We start from the raw sequence: 17,973 nt of genomic DNA, 5'->3' as shown, positions 1-17,973 counted from the left end.
TTTCCCCATCCGATGCGGACCGCAGAGTCAGGCCGCCAGCTTCTCGCGGATCAGCGCCTTGGTCTCCTCGATGCCGTAAAGCTGGATGAAGGAGCCCATGCGCGGGCCGGTGGTCTGGCCCAGCAGCACCTCGTAGAGCGCCTGGAACCAGGCGCGCAGTTCGGTGAAGCCGTGGGCCTTGCCGACCTCGAACACCTCGTTCTGGATGACGTCGGCGCGGGCGTCGGCCGGCACGCTGTCGAGCTTGACCAGCAGATCCTGCAAGGCGGCACGCTCGGCGTCAGTCGGCGCGCGGAACTGCTTGGTCGGCTTCACCTGATCCTGATAGTAGCGCACGGCATAGCCGACCATGCTGTCGAGGAACGGGCTGTTCTCCGGCGTAGCGTCGGGCGCATAGCGGCGGATGAAGCCCCACATGGCGTCCTTGGTCTCGGCATTCGCCGCACCGGCCAGATTGAGCAGCAGGTTGAACGATACGTCGGAGCGCACCGCCGGCGGCTTGCCATTGTGGATGTGCCAGGCCGGGTTCTCCAGCTTCTTCGCCGGCTCCTCGCCATGGACCCTGTCGACGAAGGTCAGATACTCGTCGACGGCGCGCGGGATGACGTCGAAATAGAGGCGCTTGGCCGACTTCGGCTTCTGGAACATGTAGAGGGCGAGGCTTTCCTGCGGCGCGTAGGCCAGCCATTCCTCCATCGTCAGGCCGTTGCCCTTCGACTTGGAAATCTTCTGGCCCTTGTCGTCGAGGAAGAGTTCATAGTTGAAGCCTTCCGGCGGGGTGCCGCCGAGGATTTTGCAGATCTTGCCGGCGAGATCGGCCGACGGGATCAGATCCTTGCCGTACATCTCGTAATCGACGCCCAGGCCGAACCAGCGCATGCCCCAGTCGGGCTTCCATTGCAGCTTCACATGGCCGCCGGTGACCGGCAGCTCGACACGTCTGCCGTCCTCGTCCTCGAAGACGATGGTGCCGGCATCGACGTTGCGCTCCAGCATAGGCACCTGAAGCACCCGGCCGGTCGAGGGGGAGACCGGCAGGAAGGGGCTGTAGGTCGCCTGACGCTCGGCGCCGAGGGTGGGCAGCATCACCGCCATCACCTCGTCGTAATGGCGCAGGATGCCCAGCAGCGCCTCGTCGAAGCGGCCCGACTTGTACCAGTCGGTGGAGGACTGGAACTCGTACTCGAAGCCGAAGCTGTCGAGGAAGGCGCGCAGCCGGGCGTTGTTGTGGGCGCCGAAGCTGTCATGGGTGCCAAAAGGATCGGGCACCTGGGTCAGCGGCTTGCCGATATTGGCTGCCACCATCTCCTTGTTGGGGATGTTGTCGGGAACCTTGCGCAGCCCGTCCATGTCGTCCGAGAAGCAGAACAGCTTCGTCGGAATGTCGCTCATGGTCTGGAAGGCGTGGCGCACCATGCTGGTGCGCGCCACCTCGCCGAAGGTGCCGAGATGCGGCAGGCCCGACGGACCGTAACCGGTCTCGAACAGGACATAGCCTTTGGCGGGCGGAGCTTTCGCGAAGCGCGCGACAAGTTTGCGCGCCTCCTCGAACGGCCATGCCTTCGCCTGCAACGCCAGATCCCGTTCGCCGGTCATCGTCGGACCCTTTCGAAACCACAAAGATAAAGTTGGGAATGAGGGCAAAGACCCTAGGGCCGGGCGGGCGTGGCGTCAACCTTGGGCGTCTGGCGCGAGAGTCCGGCGGGGTAGATGTTCCGGGCCACTTGCGGCACCCGGTCGGCCGGTCCATCCTGCGCGGCCCGCGGGATCGTCCCGCGGGATCGTCCTTATGGGCGTCGGTGGGGTTCGGGGTGATGAGCTGGCTCTATCTGGTGGTGGCGATCCTGTTCGAGGTCGTCGGCACGTCGGCGATGAAGATGTCGGAGGGGATGACGCGGCTCGGCCCGGCGGCGGTCGTGGTGGTGTGCTACGGCATTGCCTTCCTGCTGCTGGCCAAGGCGCTGCGCAGCATGGAGGTCGGCATCGCCTATGCGATCTGGTCGGCGACGGGTACCGCCGCCATCGCCGCCATCGGCGTCTTCGTCTTCGGCGAATCGCTGACGGTGATGAAGGTGGTCGGCATCCTGCTGATCGTCGCCGGGGTGATCAGCCTGCACATGGCGAGCGGGCCGGCGTGACCGCGATAGTTAGGCATTGACCTAAGTATTCTTCACAGGTAGGGTGCCGTCATGGATGCGGCACTCGACCTGACATTCCGTGCGCTGGCGGATCCCACGCGCCGGGCGGTCGTCCAGGCGCTCGGGCGTGGTCCGGCGACGGTGGGCGACCTCGCGAAACCCTTCGACATGGCTCTGCCGAGCTTTCTCCAGCACCTGAAGATGCTGGAGGAGAGCGGACTCGTCGAAACGCGGAAGGTCGGCCGGGTCCGCACCTGCACGCTGAAGCCGGAGGCGCTGGCGGCTGCGGAACGCTGGCTGGACGCCCAGCGGAGCCTCTGGACCAAACGGCTCGACCAACTGGACAGCCTCGTGCTGGACCTGAACGAACGGGAGGAAGGGACACCATGACCGTTATGGATTTCAATCCGCAGCTCGACCTTGAACTGAAGCGTGAAGTCGCGGTTCCGCCGCGTCTGGTCTGGCGGGCCTGGACCGAGCCGGAGCTGCTGATGAAGTGGTTCACGCCGGCGCCCTGGCGCACCACCGCCTGCGAGATCGACCTGCGGCCCGGCGGCAAGTTCCGTACGGTGATGGAAGGGCCGAACGGCGAGAGGAACGACAGCACCGGCTGCTTCCTGGCCGTGGAGCGCGAGCGGCGGCTGGTCTTCACCGATGCGCTGGGGCCGGGCTTCCGTCCGACCGGCGGCGGTTTCATGACCGCGTCCGTCACCATCGAGCCTGCGGCCGGCGGCACGCTCTACACCGCCGTCGCCTTCCACAAGGACGAGGCGGCGAAGACGCAGCATGAGGAGATGGGCTTCCACCACGGCTGGGGCGCGGCACTCGACCAACTCGTCGCCCTGGTGAAGGGCCTATAGGGAAGGGGCTGCCTACACCCCGACCTTGAACGGGTTCACCTGCCGGGAGGCGCGCTCCACCGCCTCGGCGGGGCCGGGGCGACCGAGGAAATAGCCCTGGGCGAAGTCGCAGTTCAGACCGCGCAGGACCTCCAGCGTCTCGGCATCCTCCACGCCTTCCGCCACGGCGGTCAGGTTCAGGCTGTGGGCCATCTGGATGACGGCAGCGGTGATCTTCGCGCTGTCGTGGTTGCTGGTCAGGTCGGCGACGAAGCTGCGGTCGATCTTCAGCTTGTCCACCGCCAGACGGCCGATGTAGGACAGGTTGGAATAGCCGGTGCCGAAATCGTCGATCGACACCTGCACCCCCATCGCCTTGATCCGGCGCAGATTGTCCATCACCAAGTCGGTGTTCTGGATCAGCATCGATTCGGTCAGCTCCAGCTCCAGCAGCAGCGGGTCGAGCCCGCTGTCGGTCAGCGCCCGCGTCACCGTGCGGACGAGGTCGCTGCGCTGAAGCTGCAAGGCCGACAGGTTGACCGCCACCGACAGCGGCAGACCCTGGGCGTGCCATTGTGCCGCCTGCCGGCAGGCCTCGGTCAGGACCCAGGCGCCGATCGGCACGATCAGGCCGCTGTCCTCGGCGATCGGGATGAAATCGCCGGGCGGGACCATGCCCTTCTCCGGGTGGTTCCAGCGCAGCAGCGCCTCGGCACCGGTCACGGCCCCGGTCTCCAGGCTGACCTGCGGCTGGTAATGGATCAGGAACTCCCCTCGCTCCAGCGCGCGGCGCAGGCCGCTGCGGGTGGACAGGTGGGCCACCGCCTCGGCGTTCATCGCCTCGGCATAGAAGCGGTGGGTGTCGCGGCCGGCCGCCTTGGCGTGGTGGAGCGCGGTGTCGGCGTTCTTCAGCAGGGTGGCGAAATCCCTCCCGTCGGCCGGGGCCATGGCCACGCCCGACGACAGGGTGAGGGTCAGTTCCTGCCCGCCGACCTGGAAGGGCTCTGCCATCGCCTCATGCAGGGAGGCGACGGTTTCCACCACCGTGTCGATGTCGGGCTTGCCGGACAGCAGCAGGATGAACTCGTCCCCGCCGCCGCGGCTGACCGTGTCGGTCTCGCGCACCGCCGCCTTCAGCCGGTCCGCAACAGCGCGCAGCAGCGCATCGCCGACGGCGTGGCCCAGGCTGTCGTTCACGGTCTTGAAGCGGTCCAGCCCGCAGGCGACCAGCGCCACCAGCCGGCCGTTGCGCTCCGACCGCGCCAGGGCCTGCTCGGTGCGGTCCTGCACCAGAATGCGGTTGGGCAGCAGGGTCAGCGCGTCGTGCCGCGCCAGATACTCCATCCGCTCCTGCGCCGCCTTGCGTTCGGTGATGTCGCGGATGAGAACCAGAACCCGGCGGTCGTTGCCGTCGATCACGGCGCGCCGCATGCTGACCTCCACCCAGAACAGCGATCCGTCCAGCCGGCGGGCATGCCATTCGAACAGCTGCGGTTCGCCGTCGGCCGCCTTGCGAATCCACGCCGCCGCCTCGTTGCGCGTGTAGGGCGGCGTGCCGGAGCTGAGCATCCCGGCGGTGATGTCCGAAAGCGGCAGGCCTTCCACCCGGTACATCTCCATCATCCTGCGGTTGGCTTCCAGGATGGAGCCACTGTCCAGGTCGTGGATGAAGATGGCGTCGGTGACGCTGTCGAAAATGGTGCGGACGCGCTCCTCGCTGGCGGTCAGGGCGGCGACCGCGGTGCGCAGGCTCTCGGTCTTGCTTTCGACCTGCCGGCGTAGCAGCAGGACCCAGACCAGCGCGCCGGCGCCCAGGACGGCCAGCCCGGCCAGCAACTTGACCAGCAAATCCATCGTCTGCGGGCTGACCAGGCCAGTGAGCGGGCGGCCGAGCCAGCGCTCCTCCACCGCCTTGTGCTCGTCCGCAGTGATGCGGGCGAAGCCGTCAGCGATCAGGCGGAACAGGGCGGGGTTGCCCTTGCGCACCGCCCAGTGCAGTTCGCCGGTGTAGAGCGGCTCGGTGTAGCGGAAGCGCCCCTGCACCCCGCGCTTGGTCATGTAATAGCGGGCCGACGGGTCGTCCATGCAGAAAACCCGGGTTTCCTGGCGCGAGGCGGCCTCGACCATCGCCTCGAAACCGGGATAGCGCTGGAAGGCGGTGATGCCCTGGTCGGTCAGCCATTCGATGCAGAAATCGCTGTCCTTCACCCCGACCGTGAAGGCGCGCAGCGAATCCACCCCGGTGATGCCGCTGAGGTCGGCGCTGAACCAGATTGGCACGTCGACGCGGGCGTAGGGCTTGGAGAAGTCGTAGATCGCCTCGCGGGCGCTGTTGCGGAAGATGGTCTCGATGACGTCGGCGTCGCCCTTGTCCATCGCCTGCCGGGCGAGCCCCCAGTCGAGCGGCATCATCCGCACCGGGATGCCGGTCTTCTGCGACCACAGCATCCACATGTCCTTCACGATGCCGACATGGGTGCCGTCCGGCGTGTGGAAGCTGTAGGGCGGGTAATTGCTGTCCAGCGTCACCCGGATCTCCGCCGGGCGGGGGCCGGTCTCCGGAAGCTGGGCCGGCACCGGCGTGTTGATCGCCGCCGCCGGGTCGCCGGCCAGAAGCGACAGCAGCAGGATCGCCAGCAGCCGCGAGACCGTGGTCCGCGCGCTGCGGATCGCCACGGGAAGTGCCATGGGCCTCGCCTTGCGCCTCATGGAGGCGCCTCGGGCGGAACAGTCGATGGGCAGCGCGTGGCGGACATGGACATGGCCCTTGCCGAGGTCATGGACAGCGCAGGCGTGTGAGGCCATCTCCTCGCCGCCATCGCCAGCTTATCCAAGAGGGTAACCCGTTCGACAAGCTGCGGCAACGAAGGGTTCTCGCGCGCTTGTGACAAGCTCCCGCGCCGATGGCAGCCGGTGCGCCCGGCAGGGGATCAGGGAGAGCGGTCGGTGGGCGGGGCGGCGGGCCGGGGGGTGGACTGATTGCCGCCCCGGTCGTTCACCTGGGCGCGCAGGGCGTCGCGGATTTCCTCCAGCAGCTGTTCCTGCCGCGGCGGCGTCTTCAGCGTTTCCTTGTGCAGGATGTGCAGCCGGTTGACCTGTCGGACGATCAGGAACAGGGCGCCCGACACGATCAGGAAATTGATGCAGGCATTGATGAAGCGGCCATAGTTGACGGTGGCCGCACCCGCCTGTTCGGCGGCCTGGAGCGAATCGAACCGGCCGCCGGACAGGCTGAAGAAATAGTTGGAGAAGTCGATGCCGCCCATGACCCAGCCGATGGGCGGCATCAGGATGTCCTTGACCAGGGAATTGACGATTCCCGTAAAGGCGGCACCGATGATGATGCCGACCGCCAGCTCCACGACATTGCCGCGGCTGATGAATTTTTTGAATTCTTCGAACATGGCGTCCCGTTTTTCCGTGGTCACGAAAGGGAAACGGGGCGGCGTGGAGATGGTTTCATGGACGGTGGGGCGCCGGCAGGCCCCCCACCGAACAGCCCTTACGCCATGCGGCCGTGGCAGTGCTTGAACTTCTTGCCCGACCCGCAGGGGCAGGCGGCGTTGCGCGGGGTGTTTTCCATCACCTCGGCCGGCAGCGGCTGGTCTTCCGGCGTGCCCACAAGCGAGGAGGCGAGCGAGGAGGCGCGGACCATGCCGTCCGGCAGGGCTTCGCCGTCACCGGCACCCATGGCCGCCATCGCCAGCGCCGGGTCCATGCGGCCCTCGTGCATCTCCTGCATCTGGCGGGCGAACAGTTCCTCCTGCGACGGCGCCATGCGGATTTCGACATGCATCAGGATGGTGGTGACCTGCTCGCGCAGCGCCATCAGCATGCTGTCGAACAGCTCGAAGGCCTCGCGCTTGTACTCGTTCAGCGGGTCCTTCTGGGCATAGGCGCGCAGGTTGATGCCCTGGCGCAGATGGTCGAGCTGGAGCAGGTGGTCCTTCCATTCCTGGTCCAGGATCTGGAGCAGGATGCTCTTCTCGACATGCCGCATCGTCTCGGCGCCGTAGGCCTCCTCCTTGTCCGCATATTTGCGGTCGGCGGCCTCGCGCACGCGCTCCTCGATCTCCGGCTCGGCGATGCCCTCTTCCTTGGCCCACTCCTGGACCGGCAGGTCCATGCCCAGCACGCGGTTGACCGCCTCGTGCAGACCGTCGATGTCCCACTGCTCGGAGTAGCTGTTCGCCGGGATCGCCGTCGACACCATGTTGGCGATGATCTGGTGGCGCATCTCGCGGATTTCCTCCGCGATGTCCTCGCTCTCCATCACCTCGTGGCGCTGCTCGTAGACGACCTTGCGCTGGTCGTTCATGACGTTGTCGAACTTCAGCAGGTTCTTGCGGACCTCGAAGTGATGCGCCTCGACCTTCTGCTGCGCCTTTTCCAGAGCCTTGTTGATCCAGGGATGGATGATCGCCTCGCCTTCCTTCAGGCCGAGACGCTGGAGCATGCTGTCCATCCGCTCCGACCCGAAGATGCGCATCAGGTCGTCTTCCAGCGACAGGAAGAACTTGGAGGTGCCGGGGTCGCCCTGACGGCCGGAACGGCCGCGCAGCTGGTTGTCGATGCGGCGGCTCTCGTGCCGCTCGGTGCCGATGACATAGAGCCCGCCGGCCTGCTTGACCTTCTCGCGCGCTTCGGCGATCTCGGCCTCGATCTGGGCAATGCGGGCGTCGCGCTCCGGGCCTTCCGGAATGTCGGCCAGCTCGACCTCGATCCGCATCTGGAGATTGCCGCCGAGCTGGATGTCGGTGCCGCGGCCGGCCATGTTGGTGGCGACCGTCACGGCGCCGGCGCGGCCGGCCTGGGCCACGATGTAGGCTTCCTGCTCGTGGTGGCGGGCGTTCAGCACGTTGTGCGGGATGCCGCGCTTGGTCAGCAGCTCCGACAGCAGTTCCGACTTCTCGATCGAGGTGGTGCCGACCAGGACCGGCTGGCCGCGCTTGCGCGCGTCCTCGATCAGGTCGGTCATCGCGTGGTATTTTTCGGTCGCGGTGCGGTAGACCTCGTCGTCATGGTCGATGCGCTTGACCGGGACGTTGGTCGGCATGTCGACCACTTCCAGCCCGTAGATCTCGCCGAACTCCGCCGCCTCGGTCAGCGCGGTACCGGTCATGCCGGCCAGCTTCGGGTAGATGCGGAAATAGTTCTGGAAGGTGATGGAGGCCAGCGTCTGGTTCTCGCGCTGGATCGTCACCTTCTCCTTGGCTTCCAGCGCCTGGTGCAGACCTTCGGAGAAGCGGCGGCCGTCCATCATGCGGCCGGTGAACTCGTCGATGATGACGACCTTGTCGTCCTTGACGATGTAATCCTTGTCGCGCTGGAACAGCATGTGGGCGCGCAGCGCCTGCTGCGAATGGTGGACCAGCGCCACGTTCTGGATGTCGTAGAGCCCGCCCGACTTCAGCAGACCGGCCTCGGCCAGCAGCTGCTCCATATGCTCCTGGCCGGCTTCGGTGAAGCTGACGGTGCGGTGCTTCTCGTCCTTCTCGTAGTCCTCGGCCACCAGCATCGGGATCAGCCGGTCGACCTGGACATACATCTCCGACGAATCGGTCGAGGGACCGGAGATGATCAGCGGCGTGCGCGCCTCGTCGATCAGGATCGAGTCGACCTCGTCGACGATGGCGAAGTTGAAGGGCCGCTGGACCAGTTCCTCCAGCCGGAACTTCATGTTGTCGCGCAGATAGTCGAAGCCGAACTCGTTGTTCGTGCCGTAGGTGATGTCGGCGGCGTAGGCGGCGCGGCGCTCGTCGTCGTCCAGCCCATGGACGATGCAGCCGGTGGTCAGGCCGAGGAAGCCGTAGACCCGCGCCATCCAGCCGCTGTCGCGCGAGGCGAGGTAGTCGTTCACGGTGACGACGTGGACGCCCTTGCCTTCCAGCGCGTTCAGGTAGACGGCCAGCGTGGCGACCAGCGTCTTGCCTTCGCCGGTGCGCATCTCGGCGATCTTGCCGCTGTGCAGCACCATGCCGCCCATCAGCTGCACGTCGAAGTGACGCTGGCCCAGCACGCGCTTGGCCGCCTCGCGCACGGTGGCGAAGGCGTCGGGCAGGATGTCGTCCAGCGTCTCGCCCTTGGCCAGCCGTTCGCGCAGCCAGTCGGTGCGACCCTTCAGCTGGTCGTCCGACAGCGCGGCGACCGACGGCTCCAGCGCGTTGATCTGAGCCACGGTCTTGTGCAGCGCCTTGACCGCGCGCGTGTTGGCGGTGCCGAAAATCTTGCGGGCGAGAGCGCCGAACATGAAAACCTCGGGAGTAAAGCGGAATGTGGGCCAGCCTATCGACGGGTCTCACATAGGACTATGGCAAGGCGCTGTCAACGAGACCGGGCCGGCGGGGGCGCCGTTGCGGCATTTGCGCAGAGGGCGGGGCGGGAGTGCAGAGCGGGATGCGGGGCGGCGGCTGACCGGCGGCAGGGCGCTTGGGGCATGACCGTTTGATGAATTCGCGTCCAGAAAGCGCCGCGGCGGTTGGCTGGCGCCGGTGGGGGCTGGTATCCCCTGCGGCGGAACACAGCTAATGGGCGGTGGCCGCGCGCGGGACAATGGGGACCCTTGCCCCGCGCGGCTTAGCCATGCTTAATCCCCTGCGGAATCGGGCGCGGAGCGGCGGATGGCTCCGATGCCGCAGACCATGCGAAACGGGCGCCGGCCCATCGGCCGCCCATTTGTGAAGCATCCGCCGGAAGGAAACAGACACGCCATGGTTCAACGAGTGTTCCGCACCGCGCTCCTGTCGGTTGCCGCCTGTGGCATCGCGCTGGCCGCCCACGCCCAGACGCCGGCTCCCGCCACCCCGGCGCCGGCCGCTCCGGCCCCGGCTGCCGCCGCCGCTCCGGCTGCCCCGGCCGATCCGGTGGTCGCCCGCGTCAACGGCGAGGAGCTGCACAAGTCGGACGTCACCCGCATGGTCTCGCAGCTGCCGCCGCAGGTGCAGCAGATGCCGATCGAGATGATCTATCCGGCGGTGATCGACCAGCTGGTCAGCGGCAAGCTGGTCTCCTCGGCCGGCTACAAGGCGGGTCTGGCCGATTCGGCCGAGGTCAAGGACGAGATCAAGCGTGCCGAGGAGCGTGCGGTGCAGCGCGCCTACATCCAGAAGGAAATCAAGGCCCGCGTGACGCCGGAGGCGCTGAACAAGGCCTATCAGGACTACCTGAAGGAGAACCCGGCGCAGGAGGAGGTCAAGGCCGCCCACATCCTGGTCGAGAAGGAAGACGAGGCCAAGGCCATCATCGCCCAGCTGAAGAAGGGCGGCGATTTCGCCAAGCTGGCCAAGGAGAAGTCCAAGGACGCCGCCGCGGCGGCCCAGGGCGGCGACCTCGGCTACTTCACCAAGGACGCGATGGTCGAGCCCTTCGCCAATGCCGCCTTCGCCATGAAGCCGGGCGAGATCAGCAAGGAGCCGGTCAAGACCCAGTTCGGCTATCACATCATCAAGGTCGAGGACAAGCGGACCCAGCCGCAGCCGACGCTCGACGAAGTGAAGCCGCAGCTGGAGCAGACCCTGTCGAAGGACATGGTCACCGCCCTGGTCGAGGAACTGCGCGGCAAGGCGAAGATCGAGACCTTCCAGCTCGACGGTTCGCCGATGCCGAAGGAAGAGCCGGCGGCCGCTCCGGCCACCCCGGCCCCGGCGCCTGCCGCTCCGGCGGAACCGGCGAAGAAGTAAGCTCCGGCGCTCAGGCCCCCGTCGCCCCTTTCCCCGCACCTGCGGAGAAGAGGGCGATGGGGGCCTGAGGCTCCGACAGTTTCATCGCTCCACCACGCCACCACCACTCCCCACCACGGGAATCTCCTTCATGGCCACGACCCTCTCCCCCTTGGCTCCCGCAAGCTTCCCGACGCTGCCGCCCATCGCGGGCGTGCGCATCGCCACGGCGAACAGCGGCATCCGATACAAGGGCCGCGACGATCTGCTGCTGGCCGTGCTGGATCCCGGCACCAGCGTGGCGGGTGTGCTGACCCGGTCTCTGACCTGCTCGGCCCCGGTGATCTGGTGCCGCGACAGCCTGCCCAAGGGCTCGGCCCGTGCCGTGGTGGTGAATGCCGGCAACGCCAACGCCTTCACCGGCAAGGCGGGTGACGCCACCGTGCAGGCGACCGTCACCGCCGCCGCCGAGCTGGCGGGCTGCGCCCCGGACGAGGTCTATATCGCGTCGACCGGCGTGATCGGCATTCCGCTGGCCGCCGACGCCATCGGCAAGTGCCTGGCGCCGATGGCCCCGAGCCTTGCAGCCGATTCGGCCACTTGGGAGAAGGCCGCCCGCGCCATCATGACCACCGACACCTTCCCGAAGGGCTCGGTGCGCACCGCCAAGATCGGCGGGACGACGGTGACCATCGCCGGCTTCGCCAAGGGCTCGGGCATGATCGCGCCGGACATGGCGACGATGCTGGGCTTCGTCTTCACCGACGCCGCCATCGCCGCCACCGCGTTGCAGGACATGCTGTCGGAGTTCACCGAGCGCACCTTCAACGCCGTGACCGTCGATGGCGACACCTCGACCAGCGACACGCTGCTGCTGTTCGCGACGGGCAAGGCGGGCAACGCCCCGGTGTCGAGCGCCGATGCCGCCGAACTGGCGGAATTCCGCGCAGCGCTGGAGGATCTCCTGCTCGATCTGGCCTTGCAGGTGGTGCGTGACGGCGAGGGGGCGACCAAGTTCATCGCCATCACCGTGCGTGGCGCCGACAGCGACGCCGCCGCCAAGCGGATCGGCATGACGGTGGCGAACTCGCCGCTGGTCAAGACCGCCATCGCCGGCGAGGACGCCAACTGGGGCCGTATCGTCGCCGCCATCGGCCGCGCCGGCGAGCGCGCCGACCGCGACCTGATCAAGATCACCGTCGGCGGCACCCTGATCTGCGCCGAGGGGATGGAAGTCCCGGGTTACGACGAGACGCCGGTCACCGCCCACATGAAGGGCAAGGAGGTCGACATCGACATCGATCTCGGGCTGGGCAAGGGGACGGCGAAGGTGTGGACCTGCGACCTGACCCACGGCTACATCGACATCAACGGCAGCTATCGGAGCTGACGGCTTGGCGGAGCTGACGGCTTGACAGGCGGCGGAGCGGAGCCCTGGCCCGGCAGCGTTGCGATGCCGCGGCTGCTGCTCCGCACCTTCCGGCATGAGGACGTGCCGGATTTCGTCCCGCTGATCGGCGACTGGGAGGTTGCGCGCTGGCTCGCCCGGGTCCCGCATCCCTACACGGTTGCCGATGGTCATGACTGGGTGGAACTGGCGGCGCGGAACCATGCCGATCGCGCCGCTCTCGCCTTTCTGGCGGTGCGGACAGCCGACGGCGTCCCTGTCGGCAGCGTCGGGTTGCAGCCGGACCGATTGCAGCCGGACCTTGACCGGCCCGACAGCGCCGAGATCGGCTATTGGGTGGGCAGGCCGTACCATCGCGCCGGCTATGGGCTGGAGATGGTGACCGCGATGCTGGGTGTCGGTTTCGGTCCTCCGCTCGGCCTGTCGCGGATCTGGGCCGCCACCGATCCCGACAACCTGCCGTCCCAGGCCTTGCTCCGCAAAGCCGGTTTGCGGCAGCGGGGCGAACGCCGGCAAGACTTTCCCGCCCGCGGGCGAAGCATGTCGGCGCCCTGTTTCGAAATCACCGCCGCCGAGTGGCCGGCCCGCCGAGAGGGTTCCACATGACCGCCTGTTTCGATCCCAGCTCCACCCCCGCACCCGGCTCGCTGCCGGTGCTGCTGGTCGTCGCGGTGGCGCTCGTCGATGCCGACGGGCGCGTGTTGCTGGCACAGCGCCCGCCCGGCAAGTCGCTGGCCGGCCTGTGGGAATTCCCCGGCGGCAAGGTCGATGCCGGGGAGACGCCGGAAGCAGCCCTGGTGCGCGAGCTGAAGGAGGAGCTGGGCATCGACACGGCGGCCAGCTGCCTCGCCCCCTTCACCTTCGCGTCGCACAGCTACGAGCGGTTCCACCTGCTGATGCCGCTCTATGTCTGCCGGGTGTGGGAGGGCGACGTGATGCCGCGGGAAGGGCAGAAGCTGGCCTGGGTCTATCCGAACCGGATGGGCGATTATCCGATGCCGCCGGCCGACGTGCCGCTGGTGGCGATGCTGCGGGATCTGCTGTAAGGCGCGATACCATGCGTTGAAAATCGGGCTGCGCAGCTGTATATTTTTCGGAGGTGGCCGGCGGGTGTTCCTGCACCCGCCGGCACGCTTCCAGTGCTTAGCGCCGGATGAGGCGGATTTCGATCCGCCATTTCCGCCACTGGAGCACCAGGAAGAACGGCATCTTCCTCATGCCACCTTCCTCCTTCTGAAACGGCGGATGGACAACCCATCCGCCGTTTTCAGTTTACACGCGGGCGATGAACAGGCGCTACCTTTTCACACCAATGTGTGGTGTCGGTGACTGTGTGCCGGTGAAGGTCCGACCTTTGTTCCCGGCCGCGTCCCTTTGCGGCTTTGCCCTGGGGGCGATCTGTGCGACATGATGGGGCGTTGAGACGACAAGCCGGATCTCCGGCACCACTTTCCTGAACCGCATCGGCGTGGATTCGTTGTTTTCCTACGGCAATCTGGGTGCGTCGGACGATGCGCCCGGTCAACCGCCGACCACAGCGCTCGAAGCGCTGCGGACGGTGTTCGGTTACGACTCCTTCCGCGGCCAGCAGGCCGACATCATCGACCATGTGGTGCGTGGCGGCGACGCGCTGGTGCTGATGCCGACCGGCGGCGGCAAGTCGCTGTGCTATCAGATCCCGGCGCTGGTGCGCGACGGGGTGACGGTGGTGGTGTCGCCGCTGATCGCCCTGATGCGGGATCAGGTGACGGCGCTGCGGGAACTGGGCGTGCGCGCCGCTTTCCTCAACTCCTCCCTCGGCCCGGCCGAGGCGCGGGAGGTGGAGCGGGCGATGGTGCAGGGCGAGATCGACCTCGTCTATGTTGCCCCGGAACGGCTGGTGACGCCGCGCTTCCTCGACCTGCTCGACCGCACCCGATTGGCGCTGTTCGCGCTGGACGAGGCGCATTGCGTGTCGCAGTGGGGGCACGATTTCCGGCCCGAATATCTGCAACTGTCGATCCTGCACGAACGCCACCCGATGGTGCCGCGCATCGCGCTGACCGCTACCGCCGACGTGCAGACCCGCGCCGAGATCAAGGACAAGCTGGGGCTGACCGACGCCCGCGTCTTCCTGTCCAGCTTCGACCGGCCCAACATCACCTACCGCGTGGTGCCGAAGAAGAGCGAGCGCCAGCAGATGCTGGCCTTCCTGCGCGACAACCATCCGGAAGACGCCGGCATCGTCTATTGCATGTCGCGCAACAAGGTGGAGGACGTCGCGGCCTGGCTGAATCAACAGGGCCGTGAGGCGCTGCCCTACCATGCCGGGCTGCCCGCCGAGACGCGTGAGGCCAACCAGGACCGCTTCATCAAGAGCGAAGGTCTGGTGATGGTGGCCACCGTCGCCTTCGGCATGGGCATCGACAAGCCGAACGTCCGTTTCGTCTGCCACCTCGACCCGCCCAAGAGCCTGGAAGCCTATTATCAGGAGACCGGCCGTGCCGGCCGCGACGGTCTGCCCGCCAACGCCTGGATGGCCTACGGCATGGCCGACGTGGTGATGCTGCGCCAGATGCTGGAGCAGTCGGAGGCGGGCGACAGCCACCGCCGGGTGGAGCGCGGCAAGCTGGAGGCCCTGCTGGGCTTCTGCGAGACGTCGGACTGCCGCCGTCAGGTGCTGCTGAACTATTTCAACGAGACGCTGCCGGAGCCCTGCGGCAACTGCGACACCTGCCTGGACCCAGTCGAGACCTGGGACGGCACCATCGCCGCGCAGAAGGCGCTGTCGGCGGTTTACCGCACCGGGCAGCGCTATGGCGCCGGCCATCTGATCGACGTGCTGGTCGGCAACGCCACCGAGAAGGTGGTGCAGCAGAACCATGACCAACTGAAGACCTTCGCCGTCGGCAAGGATCTGACCAAGGTCGAATGGCAGTCGGTCTACCGCCAGCTTGTCGCGACCGGGCTGCTGACCGTCGATCTGGAGGGCTATGGCGGTTTCCGCCTGACCGATGCCGGCGTTGCCGTCATCAAGGGGCAGCGGGTGGTGAAGCTGCGCAAGGACCCGGTGCTGGAACGCCGGCGCGGCGTCCACGACGCGCTGCGCCGCCACACCGCGCGGGGCGGATCGGTCGGCGGCGGCTTGAGCGGGGAGGGGGTGTCGCGCTCCGGTGCCCGCGGAGCGCTGTCGGCGGCCGACGACGCGCTGTGGCATGCGCTGAAGGACTGCCGCACCACGCTGGCGAAGGCCCAGGGCGTGCCGCCCTATGTGATCTTCCACGACAGCACGCTGTTGGAGATGGTGGCCCAGCGCCCCCGCGACCACGCCACCTTCGCCCATCTGCCGGGGGTCGGCGGGCGCAAGCTGGAGCGCTACGCCGACGCCTTTCTGGAGGTGATCCGGCAGCACAGGTGAGGCTTTCGGGTGCATGGCAGGTTTGAGGACGGCCGGCCGATTTTTCCGAAATTCACCGCTTGCATCCCGCGAAGCACCTCGCTATGTTCCGCGCCACAACGACGCCGCAGTAGCTCAGGGGTAGAGCAACTGATTCGTAATCAGTAGGTCCGGGGTTCAAATCCCTGTTGCGGCACCAGTTTCTAAGGCCCTGAAAGCAAATAGCTTTCGGGGCCTTTCCACGTCTGGCATCTGCCTCTTTTCCCACCTGCCAAAATCGCAATTTCCCACATGCTCAGTTTAGGGACCCTGTGTTTCCTCGGTGGGTTGGCAATGGGTGGTTCTGCGGCGGTTGTGCTGTTTTAGAGTATATCTTGAGAGTTGTCCTGATTTTTTGGCTTTTATTCAGATTGTAGCTTGTTTCATTCGTTCGCAGATAGAGGAGCGTGCTGTCGTGCTGTCGATAATGAAAAAAATATCTGCTTTCTTATTTGCATTCATTGTCTTGTACGTGATTGAGGTTACAGTAATTTTCATGTTCTCTGTTTGGACGACGGTAGAGAAAAAAGCGGAGTTTGTATATTATTATGGGAGCGGAATTGGGGCTATGTTGGTGGGCATTTCCGCGGTGTTCGCAATAGCTAGAGGAATGTCTCAATTTGAGCGTGCATCAATCTATATAGAGGAGAGAAAATTTAAGCTGTCAGAAGATAAAGAAAATCTTCGACGTGAAGCGGTTGCATTCGATCTGGCTATGGAAGTTCTCGAGAATTTTGATACTGTACTTAGGATGATAAAAAGCACGGTCTGCCATGATATTAGCGAGAAAGAGCAGGGCGAGATATCTATTATTTATAATAAAGGAGTGAAAATATCGATTACGGATATATTGGGATTCGCGGTTCTTTACCGCATTGGGCGCGTGAGAGATGTGCTTGATGATCTGTGGAAAGCTCAGCCAAAATTCAAAATACTTTTTGGAAGCGATGAACCTTTTATCCGGATATCTCGTCTTATCACGAAAATACAGGGTTCTGCGGAGGCAATCGCAGGATCTCTTAGTGATGAGCAGTGGGCTTTCCAAGTGCCTATCATTAGCGACAAAGATGAGTCGACGGCCAATGAGTGCGATAGCATAAGAGAGCAGCTCCACGACTTGATTTATGCAAGAATTTCTCCTGAAAAGATGGGAAATGCAGGGTAGAAAATCGATAAATCACAGTTTCCGCTGCCAACGCTTTTCTTGAGCCGCGCTGGCCATGCGTTCATCGGGTCGAACATAGACGGCGACCACACCGCGGGACCGGTGGCCAGTGACGGCCCGGATCTCGTCATCGGTCGCGCCGGCCGCGCCCAACTCGGTGGCTGCGGTGCGGCGCAGGTCGCGGAACTGAAGCTCCGCCGGCAGCTGGGCGAGCGCACGGATCCGGGCGAACTCATGGCCGAAGTGGAATTTCTGGTATGGCCGGCCGGTCGCCTCGCTGACGATCACCTGCACGGCGTCGCGCTTCACCTTCCCCAGCAGCGCCTGCATGCCCGGCGTCACCGGTACCCGCAGGGCGTGCTTGGTCTTCCCCTGCACCAAGCTGAAGGCCGTGCCGTCATAGTCCGACCATTTCAGCGCCAGGATGTCCCCCTGTCGCTGGCCGATGTCCAGCGCCAGCCGAACCGCGAGCGCCAGCGACTCCCGGCCGGCCTCGATGGCAGCGGTGCAGAAGGTCTCGACCTGATCCGGAGTCCACAGCTGCGTCCGGGCCTCCGTGCCGATCAGCCGCATTCCATCCGCCGGCGACACGTCGATCATGCCGCGGTCGCAGGCATGGCCCAGCACGATGCGCCAGACCCGCATCACCGCGTTGGCGGTGGCGAGGCCCGATTTCTTCTGCACCGCCTCATAGCCCGTCACCAGCCACGCCCTGGTGATGCTGGCCACCAGCTTGTTGCCGGCCACCTTTTCGATCCGGTTTAGCAGAAGCCGGTATTCGTGCTTGGTCTTCGGCGCGAGCTTGGCGTACTGGGGGGAGGCCTGATACTTCGCGATGAGGTCGGCCACGCTGTTCGGCAGGATCGCGGGCTGGAGACCGGTGCGGCGGACCCGCTCGGCCTCGACCTCCGCGTTCAGCTCGCGGGCGCGGGCGATTGCCTTGTCCGTGTCATCGCCCAGCGCTTCGTCGCTGAAGCCCAGCGCCTTGACGGCCGGGGTGGTGCGCCAATACCAGCGCCCAGCCACCCGCTTCATGCGCAGGACAGTCAACTCCACCTTGCCCATTCGTCAGCGCCCGCCATGCCCGTCGTGGATGAGTGTTGCACAAGCCCGCTGCGTTCGTCCTGCCGCCTGTCCAGCAGCAGCCGGTCCCACAGCAGACGGGCGGTGCGCCGGCCTGCGCCGCCGCGGCGTTCAGGCTCCGGCCAGCGGCCTTCCTCGACTTCCTTGGCGAACTGACCGGGCGACACGCCGACATAGCGCGCCGCTTGGTCGCGGCTGAGCATGCGCGGCCAATACGGCAAGCCTTCGAGGTCAGAGACTCGGGCGGCCAAGGCTCACCTCCATCCG

Annotated in this window: 15 protein-coding genes and 1 tRNA gene; 10 read left to right on the top strand and 6 right to left on the bottom strand. The window is 65.9% G+C overall.

What is annotated here, in order from left to right; translation table 11 throughout:
• Positions 1-27 precede the first annotated feature (27 nt).
• On the bottom strand, positions 28-1,596 hold the full coding sequence (locus tag ABNQ40_RS28680; protein ID WP_109048467.1) for a lysine--tRNA ligase: 1,569 nt from the start codon (positions 1,594-1,596) through the stop codon (positions 28-30).
• A 218-nt stretch (positions 1,597-1,814) separates the two neighbouring features.
• Between ABNQ40_RS28680 and ABNQ40_RS28675 the strand changes: the two genes are divergently transcribed.
• From ABNQ40_RS28675 to ABNQ40_RS28665, 3 genes are read left to right on the top strand one after another with little or no spacing between them, the layout of a single operon-like run.
• A complete protein-coding gene (locus tag ABNQ40_RS28675; protein WP_109048466.1) occupies positions 1,815-2,138 on the top strand; it encodes a multidrug efflux SMR transporter in 324 nt (107 codons plus the stop codon).
• Positions 2,139-2,189: 51 nt separating this feature from the next.
• Entirely contained in the window at positions 2,190-2,528 is a 339-nt protein-coding gene (locus tag ABNQ40_RS28670) for a helix-turn-helix transcriptional regulator (RefSeq protein ID WP_109048465.1), read from the top strand.
• Positions 2,525-2,998 (top strand): SRPBCC family protein, encoded by a 474-nt coding sequence (locus ABNQ40_RS28665; RefSeq protein WP_109048464.1) that lies wholly within the window; start codon positions 2,525-2,527, stop codon positions 2,996-2,998. Before ABNQ40_RS28670 ends, ABNQ40_RS28665 begins: the two co-directional genes overlap by 4 nt.
• Before the next feature lie 12 nt (positions 2,999-3,010).
• Here the strand turns inward: ABNQ40_RS28665 and ABNQ40_RS28660 are convergent, their stop codons facing one another.
• The 3 genes from ABNQ40_RS28660 to secA form a co-directional block, all read right to left on the bottom strand.
• A complete protein-coding gene (locus ABNQ40_RS28660) occupies positions 3,011-5,665 on the bottom strand; it encodes an EAL domain-containing protein (RefSeq protein WP_247879623.1) in 2,655 nt (884 codons plus the stop codon).
• Between the two features lie 242 nt (positions 5,666-5,907).
• Positions 5,908-6,381: a large conductance mechanosensitive channel protein MscL gene (gene mscL, locus ABNQ40_RS28655; protein ID WP_247879622.1), complete on the bottom strand. Its 474-nt coding sequence runs from the start codon at positions 6,379-6,381 to the stop codon at positions 5,908-5,910.
• Positions 6,382-6,479: 98 nt separating this feature from the next.
• Entirely contained in the window at positions 6,480-9,227 is a 2,748-nt protein-coding gene (secA, locus tag ABNQ40_RS28650) for a preprotein translocase subunit SecA (protein ID WP_109048463.1), read from the bottom strand.
• 460 nt (positions 9,228-9,687) lie between these two features.
• Here secA and ABNQ40_RS28645 point away from each other — a divergent pair, with 460 nt between their 5' ends.
• The 7 genes from ABNQ40_RS28645 to ABNQ40_RS28615 all read left to right on the top strand — a co-directional run bounded on the left by ABNQ40_RS28645 (position 9,688) and on the right by ABNQ40_RS28615 (position 16,623).
• The gene (locus ABNQ40_RS28645; protein WP_109048462.1) at positions 9,688-10,656 is read left to right on the top strand and encodes a peptidylprolyl isomerase; all 969 of its coding nucleotides are present in this window, start codon (positions 9,688-9,690) and stop codon (positions 10,654-10,656) included.
• Positions 10,657-10,786: 130 nt separating this feature from the next.
• Positions 10,787-12,025 carry a bifunctional glutamate N-acetyltransferase/amino-acid acetyltransferase ArgJ gene (gene argJ / locus ABNQ40_RS28640; protein WP_109048461.1) on the top strand — a complete coding sequence of 413 codons (1,239 nt, stop codon included), beginning with the start codon at positions 10,787-10,789 and terminating at the stop codon, positions 12,023-12,025.
• A 21-nt stretch (positions 12,026-12,046) separates the two neighbouring features.
• Positions 12,047-12,649 (top strand): GNAT family N-acetyltransferase, encoded by a 603-nt coding sequence (locus ABNQ40_RS28635; protein WP_146255413.1) that lies wholly within the window; start codon positions 12,047-12,049, stop codon positions 12,647-12,649.
• Positions 12,646-13,089 (top strand): (deoxy)nucleoside triphosphate pyrophosphohydrolase, encoded by a 444-nt coding sequence (locus tag ABNQ40_RS28630; RefSeq protein ID WP_199235252.1) that lies wholly within the window; start codon positions 12,646-12,648, stop codon positions 13,087-13,089. The genes ABNQ40_RS28635 and ABNQ40_RS28630 overlap by 4 nt, the downstream gene beginning before the upstream one ends.
• A 422-nt stretch (positions 13,090-13,511) precedes the next feature.
• Positions 13,512-15,440 (top strand): DNA helicase RecQ, encoded by a 1,929-nt coding sequence (gene recQ, locus ABNQ40_RS28625; protein ID WP_109048459.1) that lies wholly within the window; start codon positions 13,512-13,514, stop codon positions 15,438-15,440.
• A gap of 103 nt (positions 15,441-15,543) precedes the next feature.
• Positions 15,544-15,618: transfer RNA gene (locus ABNQ40_RS28620), tRNA-Thr, on the top strand.
• A 255-nt stretch (positions 15,619-15,873) separates the two neighbouring features.
• The gene (locus ABNQ40_RS28615) at positions 15,874-16,623 is read left to right on the top strand and encodes a hypothetical protein (RefSeq protein WP_146255412.1); all 750 of its coding nucleotides are present in this window, start codon (positions 15,874-15,876) and stop codon (positions 16,621-16,623) included.
• A 12-nt stretch (positions 16,624-16,635) separates the two neighbouring features.
• On the opposite strand, the gene ABNQ40_RS28610 is transcribed toward ABNQ40_RS28615, so the two are convergent.
• Together ABNQ40_RS28610 and ABNQ40_RS28605 are read right to left on the bottom strand one after the other, a co-directional pair.
• Positions 16,636-17,679 (bottom strand): tyrosine-type recombinase/integrase, encoded by a 1,044-nt coding sequence (locus ABNQ40_RS28610; RefSeq protein WP_158285540.1) that lies wholly within the window; start codon positions 17,677-17,679, stop codon positions 16,636-16,638.
• A complete protein-coding gene (locus tag ABNQ40_RS28605) occupies positions 17,670-17,957 on the bottom strand; it encodes a hypothetical protein (RefSeq protein WP_146255411.1) in 288 nt (95 codons plus the stop codon). Before ABNQ40_RS28605 ends, ABNQ40_RS28610 begins: the two co-directional genes overlap by 10 nt.
• Positions 17,958-17,973 lie beyond the last annotated feature (16 nt).

It is taken from the genome of Azospirillum sp. A23 (genome assembly GCF_042938965.1).
Lineage (GTDB): Bacteria > Pseudomonadota > Alphaproteobacteria > Azospirillales > Azospirillaceae > Azospirillum > Azospirillum melinis.
Note: the sequence above shows the minus strand (reverse complement) of the source record. Positions and strands in the feature narration are given on the sequence as shown.